Source organism: Alteromonas sp. KC3, from assembly GCF_016756315.1.
Lineage (GTDB): Bacteria > Pseudomonadota > Gammaproteobacteria > Enterobacterales > Alteromonadaceae > Alteromonas.
In genome coordinates this window covers 2540365-2560820 of sequence record NZ_AP024235.1, presented here as the reverse complement: position 1 = coordinate 2560820, position 20456 = coordinate 2540365, and the positions used below count along the sequence as shown (strand labels likewise).

Below are 20456 nucleotides of genomic sequence, written 5' to 3'. Positions count from 1 at the left end.
AATGCGTGGGCCTTTTGCTTACTACCTTTTTGTTATTAAGTCGCTAGATACTAGAGAAGTGCCTTGTTATCTTGCCCTACCTTATGTCTGTAGCAAGATATGATTAATTATTGTTACTACTTAAATGAAAAGTGGCTATGAACGGGTCATGATCTGAACTTCTATAGGGGCCAACCTCGGAAAAGGCGTATCCTTTTTCGTTACTAAAATAACGCAACGCTTGGTTGTATTGTAGCTGGTAAGCTTCAACCGAGTTAATGTTCCAATGTGTAGCATCTATAGCATGTTTTGCCATTGAGCTACTGACAAGAACGTGATCAAGGCTGCCTACTTGCTCTGAACCATAAAACCAATAAGAGAACCCATTTTTATCATACCTATCAGCGAGATTAATAAAGTGGTAAGCCTTGTTAATAGCTACTGCTTTACCTGAATTTAAGTGCGTATTTGTAGCGGTTTTTATTGGATACCCGCGAGTTTCGCTAGAATAGTCAGTCAGCACTGCAATTGGATCCTCAGCGCTATAAGCATTGAAATCGCCCATTATTATCTGCCGCAAGGGCAGAGTACTATCTCTCATTGCTTCGCCTAAAGTAACTGCGGCTGAATTACGCAGTGCATTGCAGCTACCTTGAATAATATCTTGCTGAGAAACCTGCGAAGATAAATCTTCGGCGCACTTTGACCCTTTCGACTTAAAGTGATTTACCGCAACGACAAAATCAATGTTCGAATCAATGTGTGTAAAGCTTTGAAGGAGAGTGGGGCGCATGCGCGCGAACTTTGTAGCATTAATCTGCTGTTCTGGCATGGGTATCACTTGGGCCGTCCCCGAAGGCAGTACCACTGATTCTCTATAAAGTAGCCCCACGGTTATTGCATCCGTACCAACAGGTGTTCCGTCAGTTGTACTAATAAATCGATAGTGTTTGTCGCCATCTAGTTGTGCGTTAATTTCATGGGTCAGTGAGGCAATAGCACTATCGGCTGCAAATCCATCATTTTCAACTTCCATCAACCCTATTACATCAGCGTTCAATGCAATGATGGCGTTTACGATTCGGGCTTGTTGTAATAGAAACGCACTATAGTCTTTCGCACCACGATTGCCGTCATAATTGAAATTAACATTGCCCTCTTGGTCTCGTTCACCGTTAAAATAATTCAGTACATTGAATGTTGCCACCGATAGGTTGCCCCGCTCAATAGTTGGCAGCGCTTCTCGCGTTGAGTTAATTTTAATTGGTTCAATCGGATTTATTCGAAAACTTCCGTTAGCTTCGTTTACTGTCCCAACAACGTCGAGGGAATCACCAATACGAATTGGATTATCATAACTAAATGCCGGATAGAAACTTAAAGAGCTAGGGTGCTTAGCATCGCTGTTGTCTTCAATGATAATTATATTGTCAGCAGACTGTTGTTTTGCCGCGAGATAAGCTTCACTGAGTGGAATGGCTGTATCAGAGGGCTGTCGTTTGAGAGTGTTACTCACAGCAAGCTCACCAAAGCGCCATAAGTTATTAGTATTCACCACAGTTGCACTCTTGATTTTGACTTTCATGCCCTCGACCGTCTCCAAATCGAGGGTCAAAGGCATATCCAAAAAGATAGGTTTAATGGAAATGCCAGTGCCGCAGTCTATGACATCATCTACACTCGACATAAGCGTAGTCATACCGCTTAGTTCATTTACCACTCCCTTAACCATGACTCGATGACCAATGGGAACTTTAAGTGGGGCAATGACAAATAACCCTTCGGAGGTCGTTGCGTCATTATCAATGGTACTTTCTGCTTGCTGAATGAAAAAGCCATTCTCACGTTGTGCAGTAACAATTGCATCGACGATATGTTGATTGCCAACCTCGGATGAGCGATTGCCGGTTCCTTGAATTTTGTTAATTGACGTTACATAAGCTTGACTGTTGTTACACGTTAAGCCTGGTGGCAATTTCTTATCTTCGCTGGCAGTGCTTGTGATATCTCTAGCATCGCTGGTGTTTATTAGAAGGCTAGCGAGCAAAGTTGTCGCTAAAAGCGTAAAAATACCTTTCACGTTTGTCATTCCTTTATCTCGTTTGTTCATATCGCCATCAAACGATGTGTTTCAGTGCAGATTATCGCGAGATAATAAATCGCTTTTTATCGGATAGACATGACTTAACGCTATTCAGTATGTTTTAGTAATTATTTATATAAAACAATAGGATAGATTTTACAGGTAATTTTATTCATAGGGTTAAGTCACAAAAGATACATGCTTTATATATTTACTGATCACTACTTAGACTTAATTGCGTCGACAAACCAGTTGTAATCCTCAATAACTTGGTTTGCATAGATGTTTGCGCTGCTTACTAAGCTGTTTTTGTTTCTATCTAGATAGTTAACGGATGCCGCTGCGAATCGCGTACTTCTTCTGTCGCCACGGCAATGAGCCAGTGCAAGTGTATAACCACAAAGTTCAGCGAAATAAACAAAGCCTCCAGCGACGGCTTTTTTTCCTGTCGCAATATCTTCTGGGTCAATCCCCACTTTCGCATGATGGCGAGAACGAATAAGGTAGTGTGCATCCTCAAAGCGAGCTTCATCCAAGATAAGGTCAGGATTTCGCTGCATGCGTCGCTGACTGCGGGCGGTGAGGTGCGCTGCATTAAGTCTATTTACTGGGTTAAGCGATGGAAAATAGTGCAAGGGAGCCGCGTCACGTTGTTGTTTCACCTCAACAATATGGCAAGAAGCAAAGTGAGTTTCGTTGTGTGGCTTTGTTGGCCCAACTAGAAAGTAGTAACGCGCTAAATTAACCGAGCCAGTACCCGCATTGATGCGTTGAACGATGTCGACAACGTTGTCATCCATGTAGGGCGCAAACGCAGCATAGAGGTTTTTGTAGCTATCAGGCGAGAGGGGCGTAAATTTGCTTCTATTTTCTCTAAACGCTAGCGTACCATCATTAAGCTGGACTGCTCTTGCCAGAGCACTCTTGGAAGTAAAAGCTGAACCGCTTGCACTGCGCGCAACGGCTTTGTCAAAAAGTTTAGCTAGTTTGCTTGGCGTTTTATCGGGACGAGTATCCTGCGCTTCTCTGATAACTGATGGTGCTAATAGTACTCGACGACAAGTGTCTACATATTGGTCTAAAAATGCAGACTGTGCTCGTAACACATCAGCGGTGTTGATCACAGGCTTCAAACGCACGTCCTCATCTACGTGACTAATGTTCTCGCTTGGCGTTTTGCAATGCTCGTACACTAGATGTAGCGACGTCATAAAACGTAGGATATCCCAGTAACTGCGTCCTACACAGGCATCGTCAAAATCGTTAGGAGCGAAAATTACTGTATCACCGTGAGAGCCTTCTTCAGTAAGAAAGCCGAAGTTAGCAGCATGGCAATCGCCAACAACACTGGTTAAAGGAATTTTATCCAGTTCACTAGGTTGCGTGATGACGCCATTTCTTAAGTCGGCGTAAAATAATTGAGCCGTACCGCGATAAAATACAAAAGGGCTCGTTGCCATTTTGGCGTGCTTACCTGTTGAGGAAAGCGGTGGTGTACCGTCAACTCTCGCTATTTCTGATGCTAAAATATGTTCACGCATAAGTACCTCGATGATAAAAATTAATCGTTCGATTCAATAACCTGATTAAGCGATTCATTTTTACCAATTAGTTTTTTCTACAAGCCCACGCTATTCTTATTTCCAGTTTCAAAAGACAAAATTTTGCACGTAGTGATAACCGTCACTTAAATGTAAAACCAAGTCTTGATAATGACCGTACAGTCTATATTCGTATGCGTGCCGCTTGCGAATTTAATTTAAAAACCATAAATGGAGAATTAAACATGGCATTGATTAATACTGCTATCAAACCTTTTAAAGCAACAGCGTTTAAAGACGGCGAGTTTGTAGACGTAAGCAGCGAAGACATTAAAGGTAAATGGGCAGTTTTCGTATTCTATCCAGCTGATTTCACGTTTGTTTGCCCAACTGAGCTTGGCGATATTGCTGATAAGTACGAAGAACTTCAATCGCGCGGCGTAGAGGTATTTTCAGTATCTACAGACACGCACTTTACACATAAAGCATGGCACGATTCTTCAGACACAATCAACAAGATTAAGTTTGCAATGATCGGCGACCCTACAGGCGAAATTACACGCAACTTCGATTGCATGCGTGAGAACATGGGTCTTGCTGACCGTGCAACGTTTGTTGTTGACCCTGAAGGTATCATCCAAGCGATGGAAATTACCTCTGAAGGTATTGGTCGTGACGCAGATGACTTAGTGCGTAAAGTTAAAGCTGCACAATATGTCGCGAACAACCCAGGCGAAGTATGCCCAGCTAAATGGAAAGAAGGCGAAGCAACGCTAGCGCCTTCACTTGACCTTGTAGGTAAAATCTAAGCGACAGGCTTAACATGCCTCACGCATAGTTTATCTCATTGTCGTGAGGCATATTCCATACTAGGAGCGGGTATCCGCTCCTTCATTAATCAATCCCAATTTCCGCTTTGTTGTTGACCACAATTTGGTTGGCGGGGATCGGCGTGTCGAAAATAAGGCAGAACAACCGTGTTAACTAAAGAAATTTTACAGGCATTGAAAGGTTATACCGAAACAATGCAAAAAAACGTGACCTTTGTCGTACAGACCGGTGAACATAGCAAGCGCGCAGAGCTTGTGAAGTTTCTGTCCGACATCGCAGGTGTAAGCGACAAACTCAGCGTTGAAGAGCGTGAAACAAACGGCGAACTTCGCAGTGCAATTAGCTTTTTAATTGAAGCTGACGGCGAAGATACAGGAATCCGCTTTTCGGGTATTCCTGGCGGTCACGAATTCAACTCACTCATTTTAGCAATGCTTCATAGTGCTGGCACTGAACTTAAACTTGATGACAGTGTAAAAGCCATGGTGAAAGCTGTTAATGAACCGCTTAATTTCGAAGTGTTCATTAGCTTGAGCTGCCATAACTGTCCTGAAGTTGTTCAGGCGTTGAACCAGTTTGCATTGCTTAATCCGAACATCAAAACAGAGATGATCGATGGCGGTCTGTATCAGAATTTGATTACAGAACGAGACATCCAAGGTGTGCCAAGTCTTTATCTCAATGGCGAACTGTTCGCAAACGGTAAAGTGGACGCATCGGTACTTATCAATAAATTGCTAGAGCGCGATCCAAGTTTAAAATCTGCCAATAAAGGTGATGCTTTGCCGTTGCAAGATGTAACTGTCATCGGTGGTGGCCCAGCAGGGGTTGCGTCGGCTATTTACAGCGCGAGAAAAGGCTTGAAAGTCGCGATTGTAGCAGAGACATTCGGTGGTCAGGTTAAAGACACTATGGGTATCGAAAACCTAATTTCTGTGCCGAAAACCACTGGTCCAGAACTTGTTGGCAATCTGATGGAGCACGTTCGCGATTACGATATTACGTTAAAAGAGCACGTACGTGTCGATAGCATCGAAAAAGGTAATGTTAAGACTATTACGCTGTCATCCGGTGAACAAATTAAGACCCGTTCTATCATTGTGGCCACTGGTGCACGTTGGAGAGAACTTGGCGTTCCTGGTGAACGTGAGAACATAGGTAACGGTGTAGCGTACTGCCCACACTGTGATGGTCCTTTCTTTAAAGGAAAAGATGTTGCGGTTATCGGTGGTGGTAACTCAGGTATTGAAGCCGCGCTTGATTTGGCGGGGATCGTTAAGTCAGTTACAGTATTCGAGTTTATGCCTGAGCTCAAGGCTGACCAAGTGCTGATTGACCAAGCTGAAAAGCGCGACAACATCACCATTATCAAAAATGCGGCAACCCGTCAGATAACGGCCGAGAATGGCAAAGTAAATGCGATTGAATATCAAGACCGCGCTACTAACGAGATTCACACTCGCGAGTTGGCAGGAGTGTTTGTTCAAATCGGTTTAGTACCTAATAGCCAGTTTATGGAAGATACTGTAGAAATGACACCTTATGGCGAAATTGTCATCGACAGCAAGTGTCATACATCAGAACCAGGCATCTTCGCCGCGGGAGACGTAACCACAGTGCCATACAAGCAGATTGTGATTTCAATGGGCGAGGGGGCTAAGGCATCACTGGCAGCTTTCGAATATCTGCTAAGTCACGATGTTGGCGAAACTGAGAGTGAATCAGAAGCTGCGTAATAACAGCGGTATCAAGAAAAAAAGAAAAGCCGAGTGTTTAACCGCACTCGGTTTTTTTATGTTTCTTTATTGCTAATCTTTAATTTTAGTGTCAGTAAAATTTACACACTGTTGAGAGTTTTATAAAAACTATAATTAAATCAATTTGTTAATTTTTGGCTAGATTTGTGCTTACGAATCACTCGAGAAATGAAAGGACTTAAGTCTCCGCTTAATTCATAAAGGGATATATAAATGAAACTAGCAAAGTTATTCATCACAGCATTCGCGTTGATAGCATCGGCTACAGCAAACGCGTCCATCATTACATTTCAAGGTTCAAGCGTTCAAAACAACGGCGTCACTATGACGTTGGCAGAAGCGCGCGCAGCATGGGAAGCAGCCTTGTATTCTTTCACGGTAGACACTATTGACGGCGCCACAGGCACGGGCGCTACCGGAATTACCACTGCTGCGGGAAATACTTACTCAAATGTAGGTAATGGTAGTTCAATTAGTATAAGTTCTAACTCTGTTCTCGGTAGTGCTCCAGCAATTGGTGGTGACAGAAACTCTGCGTCACTAATTAGCTTCGACGTTGATTTTGCATCACCTGTAAATGCGGTTGGTTTTGATGTTTACGATAATGATGGTGGCGGTATGCAGCTAATATTGACCAATGCGGATACTGGCGTTGAAACAACGTTTGATTTCAATTCATCATCTGGTACGGGCCATTCAGAGTTTTTTGGTATCGTTTTTGACCCAACAGTATTCGTTTCATCGTTGCGCGTTGGTGGCACTGATCCAGGTGGCATCACTACATGGGATAACTTTTCTTTTGGTATAGGTCAGCAAGCGGTTGATATATGCGTACAAGACCCTTCTCTTCCTCAGTGTAGTGCGATTCAAGCATCAGAACCGGCGTCACTTGGCGTGCTGAGTCTGCTTTTCGCTGGCTTGATTGCGGGTCGTAGAGTAAAAAAGTAAACCAACACAATCACTACACTGATAAATGAAAAAAAGTGGCAACTAGCCTTTCAGCTCTCAAACAAAACCCACTCCTTGTAGTGGGTTTTTTATTAGCTAGTCCTAGTTTATAAAATACAAATGATAAGGGTTATCATTTGTATTGTGTTTTGTTAGGATACTGGTCTATTAATCAATGACAGATCATTAATTAGCCTTTATGAACACACAAGCATTAACGTTGCGAGCACTGACAAAAGCCATCTCCGCTACTTCATCTATAAAGGTGAACGAACAAGATGGCACAATCGAAGTAGAAAAAACTCCTATCGAAAAAGTAGGCATTGCCACAAGACACTCGCTTTTTGGTGTTAGGCGAACAGTCAATGCATCTTTGACTTACTCTTTCTAGGAACTTTCATGCTAATTGTTTCAGCTATTGTTTTTACTTTTTTTGCCATTGCTTTGCTCTATAAAAGCTGGCGTGCTCAATCGACTACTCATTTTGTAGTAGCCCTACTGATATGGATAGCATCAGGCGTAATGTGGTCTTATGCGCTAGGGTGGGAGTTTGGTGTATTTTACACCTTATGTTTACCTGGCATATTGGTATGGCCTTTCATTGCCAGAAATCAGGTTATATTGCCGGCACCGAGAAATATTCCTCAACCTAGGCCCATTAATTTAAACCTTCGAAGCACCGCAACTCATATTGGCCACACAGTAGTGGTACTTGTTTTGTTAATGCTTGCGAGTGTCCTCGTAACCCTTGCTTTGTGCGCCATTTTTCCGTTTTCTATTGCAGGAAAGTTAGGCCTAGGTGTTGTTCTTCTTCCCTTGTTGTGGGGAGCTGCAATTTATCATTATCTGGCTACAGCGAATAAAGGCGTAGCGTTAGGCATTTATGCTCTCGCATCATGTCTTAGTGTGCCTGTTCTTTTTCTTTTACCCATGTAGGGAAAGGTGTAATAAAAATAATGGATAAGATGACTAAACAAAGCGCACTTCAAGCACACAGCTGGGCAGGCATATTTTTAAGTGTTCTACTATTTCTCGTGTGTTTATCAGGCACCATTGCGGTATTCCACTTGGAATTCGAACGATGGGAGCAGCCGCATATTCAAGAGATGGAGAATGTAACTCCAAGCGCCATAGAAAAAGCGATGGACAGTTTCTTGGAAAACAATACGCAAGAGACTCATCACTTGTATGTCGTTTTGCCTACGTCGGATATTCCTCGTTTAGTGGTAGAGAACGATCATATAGCGTTTTTTGCAGATACAGAGGGAAACTTACTTGAGAAAGAAGATGTGGGATTTACCCAAATGTTGGTCGACCTTCACCTGTATCTTAATTTGCCGCATAGCTGGGGAATGATACTGGTGAGTGCGCTCGGCGCGGTGATTTGCGCGTTGATATTCTCAGGTATTGTGGCACACAAGCGGATAACGAAAGACGCTTTTAAATTGCGCCGCAAAGGTAACGGACAGCAGGCACAAATCGATTTACACAACCGCTTTGGGTTGTGGGCGGCACCATTTCATTTGCTCATTGGTGTAACGGGTGCCTATTTCGGTATGGCAGGAATCATTCTTGTTACAGTCGCTACTATTAGTTATGAAGGAGACCGCGAAGCAGTTATCGATCAGATATTTACGCCTGATCCAGTGTTATCACCCCAAGAAGGGAAGCCAGCCATTGGCAAAGCGTTTGCGCAAATGACGACGTTAGCACCTGAAAAGTCTCCTATATTTCTTACTGTGCACGAAGTCGGAGAGCCTGAACAGTTTATTGAAATATATGCAAAAGCGCCAAATAGAATGATTTATGCCGAAGGCTACCGGTTTGATACTGCAGGAAATTATATTGGCGTTGCGGGTTACGAGCATGGAGAGTGGGGTAAGCAACTAGCTTGGTCTATGTATCGACTTCATTTCGGTGACTTTGCAGGTCTTGTCAGCAAATGGCTCTACTTTGTGCTTGGTGTAATGCTCACTATGCTTTGTGTCTCGGGAGTGGAAATATGGCTAGCTAAAAAAGCACATCCACCTTTAGCGTCGCGTTTGTGGTATGCCACCGTATGGGGAAGTGTGAGTGCATTGGCCTTTACTGCCATAGCCGATATGCTGTCTGCATCGTCGTTGATTGGCATATTCTGGGGGATAATGGTACTTAATGTTGTTCTGACAATCCTAATCAAAGGCTTATCGAAAGCCATATGGCTGCTATTGTCAGGCATTAGCGTTTTACTTTTGCTCATTACTTACGCCGTAGTGCATGCAGAAGCATTCTTCACCGTATCTGCGCTCCAGCTCAATGGTCCCATGGCCGTATTTGTACTGTGGAGTTTTTGGCGAGCCAATCGCTTGATTAAATTCGAAGACACAGTGCGTCAACACAGCGACGCTACACAGCATAATGCGCCGCAACCAGTGACACAGGCTTAGTTACGTTTCTTTTGCTTCCAAGTACCACCATAAACATAGTTTGGGTGGTGCTTGGCATTGGATTGGCAAGACTTACACACAATGAGCCAGCCATCTCCTACATTTATTCGATATTGAACGGATGCCAACACGCCACAACTGTCACATGCTCTTGCTTCTTTAAGCCTTTCTTTCTTTCCCATACGCCTCGTTTGTATTTCTATCCAACGCCAAAACCTTATTACTGTTATACGGTAAAAAGACTAAGCACCGCCGCACGGTAAACAGAAGCTAAACAAAACGTAATGAAACGAAATCGATATCAGGCAGGTCATAATTAAGAGTTCAACCAGCAATAAAGCGTTACGCTTTGCTCTAGCGTAAACACATTTAGAAACATTTTAGCTAAAAGCTAAGTAGAAGCGTCAAATTCCCTGTGGCACTATCTGGCAAGATTTATGGTATTGACGAGTGTGTGTCATTCAGTAACAAAACATTAAGGACGTTTTCAAATGATAAAAGTGTGCAAGCTTTCTTCAGTCGCACTGGCGGTAACGGTTTCTCTTCTCGCGGGATGCGGAGGAGGCGGTGGCAGTAGTTCTACAACGCCTACCACTCCGACAACGCCAACCACTCCTACAACGCCAACCACACCCGAAACCGGTGAGTGGGAAGCAGGTGTTTACGAAAGCCAGTCAAACTTCATTGCAAAATGCGCGTCACCAAGAACTGGCATCGACCCGTTTTCTGGCGAACCATATCCTGATACTCAAGGCACAGCCATGGATGAAAAACTGTGGCTACGCTCGTGGACCAATGACACATATCTTTGGTATGACGAAGTTCCAGACAACAACCCTGAAAACTTCTCTGTACTTGGCTATTTTGACCAGTTAAAAACCACTGAGTTAACGCCAAGCAATACGCCAAAAGACAATTTCCATTTTTCTCAGGCTACTGACGAATATAATCAGCTGTCACAATCGGGCGTTTCTTCAGGTTATGGTTTTGACTGGGAATTTGTAAACAATACGCCACCGCGTGAGCTTGTAGTGAGATATACCGAAGATAATTCACCAGCAGCACAAGCTGGTGTGCCCCGCGGTGCCAAGTTAACGCGTGTTAATGGCGTTGATTTTGTGAACGATAATACCCAGTCTGGCGTGAACCTTATAAATGCTGGGTTGTTTCCTGAAAATGCTGGCACAACCGTAAGTTTCGAGTTTGAATTGCAAGACGGTTCGACCTTGTCTACTGAGATTACATCAGGTGATATAGTGGTTTCTCCAGTACAAAACGTAAAAGTGCTGGATACCGCCTCAGGCAAAATGGGCTATTTTCAATTCAATACCTTTATTCGGACTGCACAAGAAGGGTTGATAGGGGCTTTCAATCAATTTGTTGATGAGAACGTAACAGAACTTGTCATTGACTTACGTTATAACGGTGGTGGTTTATTGGCTTTGGCATCTCAGATGTCGTATATGGTTGCAGGCCCTAGTCAAACTAATAACGCCACTTTTGAAACCTTAAGATTTAATGATAAGAATCCGACAAGAAATCCTGTGACGGGAAGCACTATTAGACCCACGCCTTTCTACTCAAACGAAATTGATTACGTGGAAGGCGTGTTAACTGATAACGTACTACCTAGTTTATCGTTAACTCGTGTTTACGTTATTACCACTGGCGCCACATGCTCTGCCAGTGAGGCGGTTATGAATGCGCTAAGTGGAATAGATGTTGAAGTGGTTCAAATTGGTTCAACGACATGTGGTAAGCCCTACGGTTTCTATCCCACTGATAACTGTGGTGAAACCTACTTTACCATTCAGTTTCAGGGCGTGAATAATAAGGGCTTTGGCGACTATGCCGACGGCTTTATGCCCACAACTACGCCTAACTTTGGTTTTGAACTACCTGGATGTGAAGTGCAAGACGATTTCACTAAAGGTTTAGGCGATCCTGAAGAAGGGATGTTATCTGCGGCGTTACAATACTCAGAAACAGGTACATGTCCAGTAGTGGCAACGTCGGTCCAGCCAATTGAACAGCGTGCTTCAAGTCATTTTCAGGCAGAAAGTTTATTGTCAATACAAACGCCTGATGAAAGAAAAGAAGCCTTGTTTTTACACAACAAAATTAACGAGCCAATTATTTCGGAGCCCAAGTAATGAGATACGCAGCATACGTTGGAGCATCGCTACTTACGTTATCGTTAATGGGAGGATGTATGCTGACGCAATCTGATGAGGCAACTCCTGCAACGCTTACCTCGGTTTCGTTATCGCAAAAGGCAGGTATCGCAGAGGTTATTAGCGCTTGGTATGGCGGTATTGATATCACGCTTGCTGATAATGTCTTCACAGAATCCTCTGAACTTTCTATCGAACGAAAAGTGCATAAAGATGATAGGGGGCTGCCAATAGAAGGGCGTCACGATAATCCTGTGTTTACATTTAGTTTGCTAAAACAGGGTGAAAAATGTGTTTTGCGCAATAACCAAACGGGTGAAACGCAAGTTATTGAAGGGCTTTCTTGTAAAAGCAGTGATGTTTGAGCGCGCCTTTTGATAAGCTGGAAACAACACCAAGCCCCATAAAAAAGCGCCTCAACGGCGCTTTTTTTATCAAATGTTGGACTAGCCAAAGTAACGTTGGGGTTTTTCTAATGTTTGTTACTCGGCTGTTTTGGTCTTGAAGTGTTGCTTCTAGATGCAGAAGTCCCTGACCGGCCATTCTTATTGGCTTGCCCCGCACTATTGCGATTTTGTTTTGACCCGTTCCTGCCTTTATTCGTATTTTTGCGTTGAAACGACGGCGGAAGGCCAGTGTGTTTAGTTAGCGCACGTTCACCACGTCGACCTCGAGATGCTTTTTGGCGCTTCTCATCGGCTGTCTCTGGTGGCACAAGGTGTTGCGAGCCGCGGCCAATTAAGTCTTCACGTCCCATTTTTATCAAAGCCTCACGTATTTGAGCGAAGTTCTTCGGGTCGTGATAACGCAGCATCGCCTTGTGTAGTCTTCGGTGAATTTCCCCTTTAGCAGAGGGCACTTCTTCGCTGTCTTTGGTGACCTTACGCAACGAATTCACTTCGGTATGGTACATAGTGGTCGCAGTAGCCATAGGTGACGGATAGAAGTTCTGTACCTGATCTAGCTTGAATTTATTTTCTTTTAGCCAAATGGCCAGACTCAGCATATCTTCATCGGTTGTTCCCGGATGAGAAGCAATGAAGTAAGGAATAAGATACTGCTTTTTACCTGCTTCTTGTGAGTATTTATCAAACAACTCTTTAAAGCGATAGTAGCTGCCCATTCCTGGCTTCATCATCTTAGAAAGCGGCCCTTCCTCAGTATGTTCTGGTGCAATCTTCAAATAGCCGCCTACGTGATGAAGCGCAAGCTCTTTCACATATTCAGGGTCTTCCACGGCAAGGTCATAGCGTACACCCGATGCAATAAGTATTTTTTTGATACCTGGCAGGTTACGCGCTCGGCGATACAAGTCGATGGTAGGCTTGTGATCAGTATCCATATGCGCACAGATACTGGGGTAAACACAAGACGGGCGCCTGCAGGTTGCTTCGGCCTTCGGGCTCTTACAGCGCAATCGATACATGTTTGCCGTTGGGCCACCTAAATCAGAGATAACACCAGTAAAACCAGGCACAGTGTCGCGAATTTGCTCAATCTCTCGAATAATAGAATCTTCAGAGCGGCTTTGAATAATACGACCTTCGTGCTCGGTAATAGAGCAGAATGTGCACCCGCCATAACAGCCACGCATAATATTGATACTAAAACGTATCATGTCGTAGGCAGGAATTTTTGCATCGCCATAAACAGGGTGAGGTACGCGTTGATAGGGTAAGTCAAACACCGCGTCCATTTCATCTGTTTCAAGTGGCATGGCCGGCGGGTTGATCCAAATATGTCTATCGCCGTGGCGCTGCATCAAGGCTCTTGCACAGCCAGGGTTGGTTTCTTGGTGTAAGATGCGCGACGTATGGGCGTAAAGTACCTTGTTATCTTTTACTGTCTCATAGGCTGGTAGTTTTACGTAGACGTTTTCCCACGGCTTGCGTTTCTCTTTTTCCTTTTGAGCAGGTTGAATGACAATAGGCGTGGCTTCTGGCGCTTCACTGCTTTTAGCGTCTTTGTCTTGAGAGTCGCATTCAGGTTCCATTTGATACGGACTAGGGATCGGATCTATTTTTCCGGGCCTATCTAATGATGTCGAATCAACTCCTTGCCACTCTGGCAATGCTTCTTTTACGATAATGGCCGTGCCGCGAATGTCTCGTAAATCGGCAATATTTTCGCCTGCTGCTAATCGGTGTGTAACTTCAACAAGCGGGCGTTCGGCATTACCGAAAAATAGCATATCGGCCTTTGAATCAAATAACACTGAGCGGCGTACTTTCTCGCTCCAATAGTCATAGTGAGCAATACGTCTTAAGCTTGCTTCGATACCGCCAACGATAACAGGTACGCCCTTAAATGCTTCCCGACAGCGTTGTGAGTAAACAGTTACCGCGCGGTCTGGTCGTTTACCGCCAACATTCCCCGGTGTGTAGGCGTCATCATGGCGCAACTTTTTATCTGATGTATAGCGGTTGATCATTGAGTCCATATTGCCCGCAGTGACACCGAAATACAGGTTGGGTTTACCCAACTTCATAAAGTCATCTTTACTGGTCCAGTCGGGCTGAGAGATGATGCCTACGCGAAAACCATGTGCCTCAAGTACCCGACCAATAACAGCCATTCCAAAGCTTGGATGGTCAACATACGCATCGCCGGTAACCAAAATTACGTCACAACTGTCCCAACCTAGAGCGTCCATCTCTTCCTTCGACATTGGTAAGAAAGGCGCTGTCCCGAGGCAGTGCGGCCAATATTTTGGGTAAGAAAACAGACCGCGGTCGGCTTTTATGGTGGCTTGCATAGTATTCACATCTAGATAAAACAGAAAATGGCTGAAATGCGCGTGAGCAGAATTCAGATTTGAGGGGTAATTATAACAGTCTTATTGGATAGACGGTATAGCACTGTCATTAAATTACAGCGCTTTGTTTGCCAGAATGCTTTCACATTTACGCTAGATTTTGTTTACCATAAACTCGTTTAGGAAGTGAATGAGGCGTGTGATTTGGTTATTCCAAATAAACACCGAGTAAAGTAGCATGTATCGTGTAGACCTACCATGTTGTTGAAACGTATCACAAAAGGTCGACACGCAAGAAAAATTATAATGTCTTGAATGCATTCTAAGGCTGACAGAACGATTTTCGCTTAACACACTTTTTATCACTGGGGCTATTATGGCTTATTGGTTATTCAAAACAGAACCTGACGCGTTTTCCATTGACGATTTGGCCAATAGAGAAAACCAGACCGAACCATGGGACGGTGTGCGAAACTATCAAGCCAGAAACTTTTTACGCGATGATGTGGCGCTTGGTGATCGCGTGTTTATTTACCACTCTAGCTGTAAACACGTTGGTATTGCGGGTGTCGCTGAAGTTGTTAAAGCAGGTTATCCAGACGCCACGCAATTTGACCCTGAGTCTAATTATTACGATCCCAAATCACAGCCAGAGTCACCACGCTGGTTTCGCGTAGATGTAAAATTTGTCGAAAAATTTCACGAGGTATTGCCTTTGGCAGAAATAAAGGCGATGCCTGCTATTGTTGAATTGCCGTTAGTTAAGAAAGGTGGCCGTTTAAGTATCATGCCGGTGAGCGAGAACGAATGGCAGCAGCTCTATGCCGCTGCCAAATAGCGTAATCGCATTATTTTATTTTGAAAGTGTAAAGCGGGTATCAGCATCGCGAAGTAGATAAAGGGCAAAGCACGCACCCCACATCGGCCATGCAGCGAAAAATAACAAGTTATTGAATGCATCAATGTATTGTGGGAATGACGATAACGTTGACCCACCGTGAAGCAGAAATATAAGGCCGTAAGTGTAACGTTTAGCAACGCCTGCTAAAAATGCCAATACAAGGGCTAGCTGAAGTGCCCCCATAATGTAAACGGCCGTTTCAGCTAAACCACCAATGCCGTAAAAGTGTTCAAAAATTTTCATGCTATGAGCAGGGTTAACGAATTTATCGAGTGTCCAGACAAACATGACAATGAAAATGGTGATGCGCAGTGACAGTAGCGCCCAGCCTAAACGATTAGAAATATCTGATTGAGTGTTTTGCATAATAGCTCCGAGTTTTAATTATGTGACACAATAGAACGAGTGTTCAAAAAAATAATTTCAAAAAGTTTTTTGTTATTGAAAATAAATATGTGCTGAAATTTTTCAGAGTACGTATCGGTCTTGTCGAACAAGAAATAAAAAATTGGATTGGTAAATGAGAAAAGTAATTGGCGTAGCCGCTAGTGCATTAGCGCTTGCTGTAAGTCAGGGAATTGCGGCGCAACAAATATCAGATATTGAAGTGGTTGAAGTGAAAGGTGATAAGCAATCACTTGATACGCTCTACCCAGGTGACAATACCTTAAAAGGGCTATTTGGCAATGGTTTAACCGCAGCAGAAACACCGCGTTCAGTGACCTCATTATCTGCAGAGGCTATAGAAGCGCTCAACATCAACGACTTGCATGATATTGTGAAAGCTGCGCCAAATGCCTATGCTTCTAGCGGTTTTGGTACGCCTAGCTTGCCTAGTATCCGCGGACAGTTGGGAGAGCTATTTCAAGACGGAGTGCGTCGACAAGCGGGTAATAATGGTTTTGGTTTACCACTATCGTTTAACAGTGTTGAACAAATTGACGTTGTAAAAGGTCCTTCACCTGTGTTGTTTGGTAGCACGCAGCGCAACGGCGGCTTTGTTAATTTACAAACCAAGGTAGCGCCCACTGCAGAAAGTCAGGGCAAAGTAACGCTGCGCGCTGGACGCTGGGACCAATACTCTGCACAGGTTGATTATGGCACTGCCCTAGAGGAAGGTAAAAGTGGGGTTCGCGTAAGTGCTGAGTACCTAGACCATGGTAGTTTCTATGACTTTGCAAATCGCGAAAGTACCAATGTGTTTGTAGCCTATCGCTATACGCCAAGTGACGTGCTGACGTGGGACGTTAGCGCAGAATTTTATGACACTGATTACCCAGACAATGCTGGTATTAACCGCCCAACACAAGATTTAATCGATAACGGTATTTATATTACTGGGCAGGGCGTACAAGCCAACGGTAGCAGTGTCCCTGGAGCTGGCGCTATTATTTCACCTACCGGCGAAGTGGTTATCCCTAGAAATCGCGTTTTTACTAATCCAAACGATATCAATGGTGCTGAAACGACCATTTTGCGCAGTAACGTCGAGTATCAATATTCTGAGCAAATAGCAGTGCGCAATGTGTCATATTATCAGTATCTAGAGCGCGAAGAAATTGCACAAAATAGCTTTGTAGAGATTATTGATGGTGCGGACACTTTTGAAAACCGCACTGAAGTGGATGTAAAGTGGGATAATTCGCAACTTACGACATTTGGTTTGGCTATTCGCTACAACGATGTGCTTGGCTACAGTCAATTTACAACTGAAGCTGACAACCCGATTGATTTAACAGGGCCGCTATCTAATCGTGTTATTGAGCTCACCGATGCGCAAAAAGCCCGTTTGGTAGAGTTGCGTCCGGGCGTGTTTGTATCACCTGGTGCGCAATACGATCTTGATGGGGATGGGGCTGGCGATTTTAATCTTTCAGATACAACCGATTCCACAGCATGGCAAACAGGTTTAGCGTTGCAGCAACGCTCAACGTGGACCGACAGGTTCTCGACAATTGCTGGTGTTCGCATAGATTACTACGATGTTGAAGCACGTGATCCTCTGGCGCCAGAAGGGGTAGAAGCGGCGTCAGACAGCTATAGTGATACCCTCACTAGTTACCAAATAAGCGCATTATATAAGCTCAACAATGCCGTAAATGTTTATGCTGCTTTCTCAGAGAATGACGCTACGTCTAATAGTATGGCGGGCGGAACTGTGCTTGGCGGCAACAACGAAATAAATCCGTTGAACTTTGCTACTGAAAATACCCTGTACGAGGTTGGCATTAAATACGCCCCGAGTAACAATTGGTATGCCGAGGCGTCTGTTTTTGACCAAACACGTAGCTTGCGAAATCGTGACGGCAGTAATAGCGGCGTCAAAACACAAGGGGTAGAACTACAACTGTTCTATCAAGCAGATGATTATTGGGTTAATGCTGCGTACAGCTATCTTGATGCACGTTTTGATAATTCAGCGGCATTTCAAGGTACTTCACAAGTTGCCGATGCGTTTGACAACAGTCGCCCTGATATAATTGAAGGCAATGCTGTTGGATCGCCGTCATTTACGGCATTCGCACCATCTAGTTCACGTGTACAGGGAATTCCTCCGCAAATTGTGTCTATCAATGCTGGGTGGCAGGTAAGTGATGACGTGCGTGTAGGAGCAAGTGCTTTGTATACCAAGTCATTCCCGCTTGATTTCTTACAAACTGTTAAAATACGCGACCAATATACAATAGACTTAAATGCAGACTATTTTGTGAACGACGATTTGCGCCTGCGTTTAGACATTATTAATGTCACTGACGAAGAGAACTGGCAACCATTGTTCGAAGGCGGCTATTTTGGCGCTACCTTGGTAATGCCGAATGTGCCAAGACATGCACAAGTTACCATGCAGTATGCGTTTTAAGGGGTAAGAATCACAATGTTTAAAAAAATAGCGCTTTTGGCAGTGATTGCTGCCGCTATCACAGGCTTCTTCTATTTCGACTTAAATAGTTATTTAACCTTGGAAGGTATGAAGGGATCGCTGACTACTTTTCAACGTGAAATAGAAGCGAACCCAGTAGTCAGCATTGGCGTATTTTTCGCAGTTTACGTGGCTGTGACTGCGCTGTCTTTACCAGGAGCTGCTATTTTGACTCTTGCGGCTGGCGCGTTGTTTGGTCTAGCGCAAGGGCTTGTCATTGTCTCATTTGCCTCAAGCATTGGTGCTACACTTGCTTTTCTGGTGTCGCGTTTCATATTGCGAGATACGGTGCGCAATAAGTTTAAGGACAAACTTAACAAGATTGATGAAGGCGTTGAAAAGCAGGGCGCTTTTTACTTATTTACGTTGCGCTTAGTACCAGTATTCCCTTTCTTTCTTATCAACTTATTAATGGGTCTTACCTCACTTAAGACATGGACATTCTATTGGGTTAGCCAAGTGGGTATGCTTGCGGGGACCGCAGTGTATGTGAATGCCGGAACGCAGTTGGCGCAAATTGATAGCTTAGCTGGCATTGTCTCTCCGGGTCTTATCTTTTCTTTCGTGTTGCTCGGTATTTTTCCCTGGATTGCGAAAGCTATTGTTGCGGTTGTAAATCGTCGTCGCGTTTATAAAGGCTACACCAAACCAAAGAGCTTCGATCGCAACTTGGTTGTGATTGGTGCAGGCGCGGGTGGCTTGGTGACAAGTTATATTGCAGCGGCAGTAAAAGCAAAAGTAACCCTTGTTGAAGCTGGCGAAATGGGCGGCGATTGCCTTAATTATGGCTGTGTGCCAAGTAAAGCTATTATTAAATCTGCAAAAGTTGCTACTCAAATGCGAAATGCAGACAGCTATGGTCTAGATGCGGTCACGCCCACGATGTCTTTTAAAAATGTTATGGCTAGGGTCCACGACGTTATTGCGGCTATTGCGCCAAATGACAGTGTTGAGCGCTACACTAATCTGGGCGTCGATGTAGTTAAAGGCTACGCCAAAATTATCGACCCTTGGACGGTAGAAATTAAGAAAAATGATGGTGGTATTCAAACCCTAACAACGAAGAATATTGTTGTAGCTACGGGGGCCGCGCCTTTTGTACCTGATTTGCCGGGGATTAAAGACAGTGGGTATGTAACTTCTGACACACTTTGGGCAAAATTTGCTGACAAAGAAGATGCGCCTAAAAAGCTTATTGTGCTTGGCGGTGGGCCGATCGGTTGTGAATTAGCACAAGCATTTTCTCGTTTAGGAAGTGACGTTACACAAGTTGAGCTGGCGCCACGATTGATGGGTCGAGAAGATGCTGACGTTGCCGAATATGCAGAGTCAGTGCTGCGAGAGAGCGGTGTAAATGTGCTTACATCGCATAAAGCACTTCGATTTGAACACGATGACGGTGTGAAAGTACTTATCGCTGAAAAAGAAGGGCAAGAACTGGCTATCGAATATGATGAAGTCATTGTGGCGGTTGGTCGCAAAGCAAGGCTCACGGGCTTTGGCCTTGAAGATTTAGGTATTCAGTTTGACCGTACCATAGAAACTGACGAGTACTTACAAACATTAATGCCAAACATTTTTGCAGCTGGTGACGTGGTAGGCCCTTATCAATTCACTCATGTTGCAGCGCACCAAGCATGGTATGCAGCGGTAAATGCTCTGTTTGGCACCTTTAAGAAGTTTAAAGTCGACTACCGCGTAATTCCATGGACAACATTTATTGACCCTGAGGTGGCGCGTGTGGGTCTTAACGAGCGTGATGCTAAAGAACAAGGTATAGATGTTGAAGTAACGCGCTATGAATTTGCCGAATTAGATAGAGCGGTTGCCGAGAGTGCGCGCAAGGGCTTCATTAAAGTGCTCACGCCACCAGGTAAAGATAAAATTCTAGGTGTAACGATTGTCTCTGAACACGCTGGGGATTTACTTGCTGAGTTTGTCATTGCTATGAAATACGATCTGGGTCTTAATAAAATTCTTGGTACCATTCACGCGTATCCTACATGGGCTGAGGGCGCGAAATATGCAGCTGGCAATTGGAAGCGCGCTAACGCGCCGGAAAAGCTACTAAATTACGTAGAAAAGTATCACACGTGGCGTCGCGGATAATTCCTATGGTTCATGCCGCGGTTGGTTTGAGT

At 44.2% G+C, this 20456-nt stretch carries 16 protein-coding genes; 11 read left to right on the top strand and 5 right to left on the bottom strand.

All coding sequences use genetic code 11. The annotated features are described in order from the left end of the window. Positions 1–103: 103 nt before the first annotated feature. Together JN178_RS11490 and JN178_RS11485 are read right to left on the bottom strand one after the other, a co-directional pair. Positions 104–2068, bottom strand: a complete 1965-nt coding sequence (locus tag JN178_RS11490) for an ExeM/NucH family extracellular endonuclease (RefSeq protein ID WP_202261693.1) — start codon at positions 2066–2068, stop codon at positions 104–106. A gap of 215 nt (positions 2069–2283) precedes the next feature. After that, positions 2284–3603: a DUF2252 family protein gene (locus JN178_RS11485; RefSeq protein WP_202261692.1), complete on the bottom strand. Its 1320-nt coding sequence runs from the start codon at positions 3601–3603 to the stop codon at positions 2284–2286. A gap of 251 nt (positions 3604–3854) precedes the next feature. Here JN178_RS11485 and ahpC point away from each other — a divergent pair, with 251 nt between their 5' ends. The 6 genes from ahpC to JN178_RS11455 all read left to right on the top strand — a co-directional run bounded on the left by ahpC (position 3855) and on the right by JN178_RS11455 (position 9565). Continuing rightward, positions 3855–4412 (top strand): alkyl hydroperoxide reductase subunit C, encoded by a 558-nt coding sequence (gene ahpC / locus JN178_RS11480; protein WP_431189800.1) that lies wholly within the window; start codon positions 3855–3857, stop codon positions 4410–4412. Positions 4413–4580: 168 nt separating this feature from the next. After that, positions 4581–6170, top strand: a complete 1590-nt coding sequence (gene ahpF, locus JN178_RS11475) for an alkyl hydroperoxide reductase subunit F (RefSeq protein WP_202261691.1) — start codon at positions 4581–4583, stop codon at positions 6168–6170. Positions 6171–6404: 234 nt separating this feature from the next. Then, entirely contained in the window at positions 6405–7139 is a 735-nt protein-coding gene (locus JN178_RS11470; RefSeq protein WP_202261690.1) for a hypothetical protein, read from the top strand. 199 nt (positions 7140–7338) lie between these two features. After that, the gene (locus tag JN178_RS11465) at positions 7339–7530 is read left to right on the top strand and encodes a hypothetical protein (RefSeq protein ID WP_202261689.1); all 192 of its coding nucleotides are present in this window, start codon (positions 7339–7341) and stop codon (positions 7528–7530) included. 8 nt (positions 7531–7538) lie between these two features. Further along, the gene (locus JN178_RS11460; RefSeq protein WP_202261688.1) at positions 7539–8075 is read left to right on the top strand and encodes a hypothetical protein; all 537 of its coding nucleotides are present in this window, start codon (positions 7539–7541) and stop codon (positions 8073–8075) included. Positions 8076–8095: 20 nt separating this feature from the next. Next, complete coding sequence (locus tag JN178_RS11455) at positions 8096–9565, top strand: PepSY-associated TM helix domain-containing protein (RefSeq protein ID WP_202261687.1); 1470 nt, start codon at positions 8096–8098, stop codon at positions 9563–9565. Here JN178_RS11455 and JN178_RS11450 read toward each other — a convergent pair. Beyond that, on the bottom strand, positions 9562–9747 hold the full coding sequence (locus tag JN178_RS11450) for a hypothetical protein (RefSeq protein ID WP_202261686.1): 186 nt from the start codon (positions 9745–9747) through the stop codon (positions 9562–9564). The genes JN178_RS11455 and JN178_RS11450 overlap by 4 nt on opposite strands. A 309-nt stretch (positions 9748–10056) precedes the next feature. On the opposite strand from JN178_RS11450, the gene JN178_RS11445 reads away from it, so the two are divergent. Further along, the gene (locus JN178_RS11445; RefSeq protein ID WP_202261685.1) at positions 10057–11718 is read left to right on the top strand and encodes a S41 family peptidase; all 1662 of its coding nucleotides are present in this window, start codon (positions 10057–10059) and stop codon (positions 11716–11718) included. Further along, on the top strand, positions 11718–12104 hold the full coding sequence (locus tag JN178_RS11440) for a hypothetical protein (RefSeq protein ID WP_202261684.1): 387 nt from the start codon (positions 11718–11720) through the stop codon (positions 12102–12104). The genes JN178_RS11445 and JN178_RS11440 overlap by 1 nt, the downstream gene beginning before the upstream one ends. A gap of 107 nt (positions 12105–12211) precedes the next feature. Here the strand turns inward: JN178_RS11440 and JN178_RS11435 are convergent, their stop codons facing one another. Continuing rightward, a complete protein-coding gene (locus JN178_RS11435; protein WP_202261683.1) occupies positions 12212–14494 on the bottom strand; it encodes a YgiQ family radical SAM protein in 2283 nt (760 codons plus the stop codon). Positions 14495–14870: 376 nt separating this feature from the next. On the opposite strand from JN178_RS11435, the gene JN178_RS11430 reads away from it, so the two are divergent. Next, entirely contained in the window at positions 14871–15332 is a 462-nt protein-coding gene (locus tag JN178_RS11430; protein WP_202261682.1) for an EVE domain-containing protein, read from the top strand. 15 nt (positions 15333–15347) lie between these two features. On the opposite strand, the gene JN178_RS11425 is transcribed toward JN178_RS11430, so the two are convergent. Further along, positions 15348–15761, bottom strand: a complete 414-nt coding sequence (locus tag JN178_RS11425; RefSeq protein WP_202261681.1) for a hypothetical protein — start codon at positions 15759–15761, stop codon at positions 15348–15350. Positions 15762–15915: 154 nt separating this feature from the next. Between JN178_RS11425 and JN178_RS11420 the strand changes: the two genes are divergently transcribed. Both JN178_RS11420 and JN178_RS11415 read left to right on the top strand, forming a co-directional pair. Continuing rightward, positions 15916–18255: a TonB-dependent receptor gene (locus JN178_RS11420; protein WP_202261680.1), complete on the top strand. Its 2340-nt coding sequence runs from the start codon at positions 15916–15918 to the stop codon at positions 18253–18255. Between the two features lie 15 nt (positions 18256–18270). Next, entirely contained in the window at positions 18271–20424 is a 2154-nt protein-coding gene (locus JN178_RS11415) for an FAD-dependent oxidoreductase (protein ID WP_202261679.1), read from the top strand. The last annotated feature ends 32 nt before the right edge of the window (positions 20425–20456 follow it).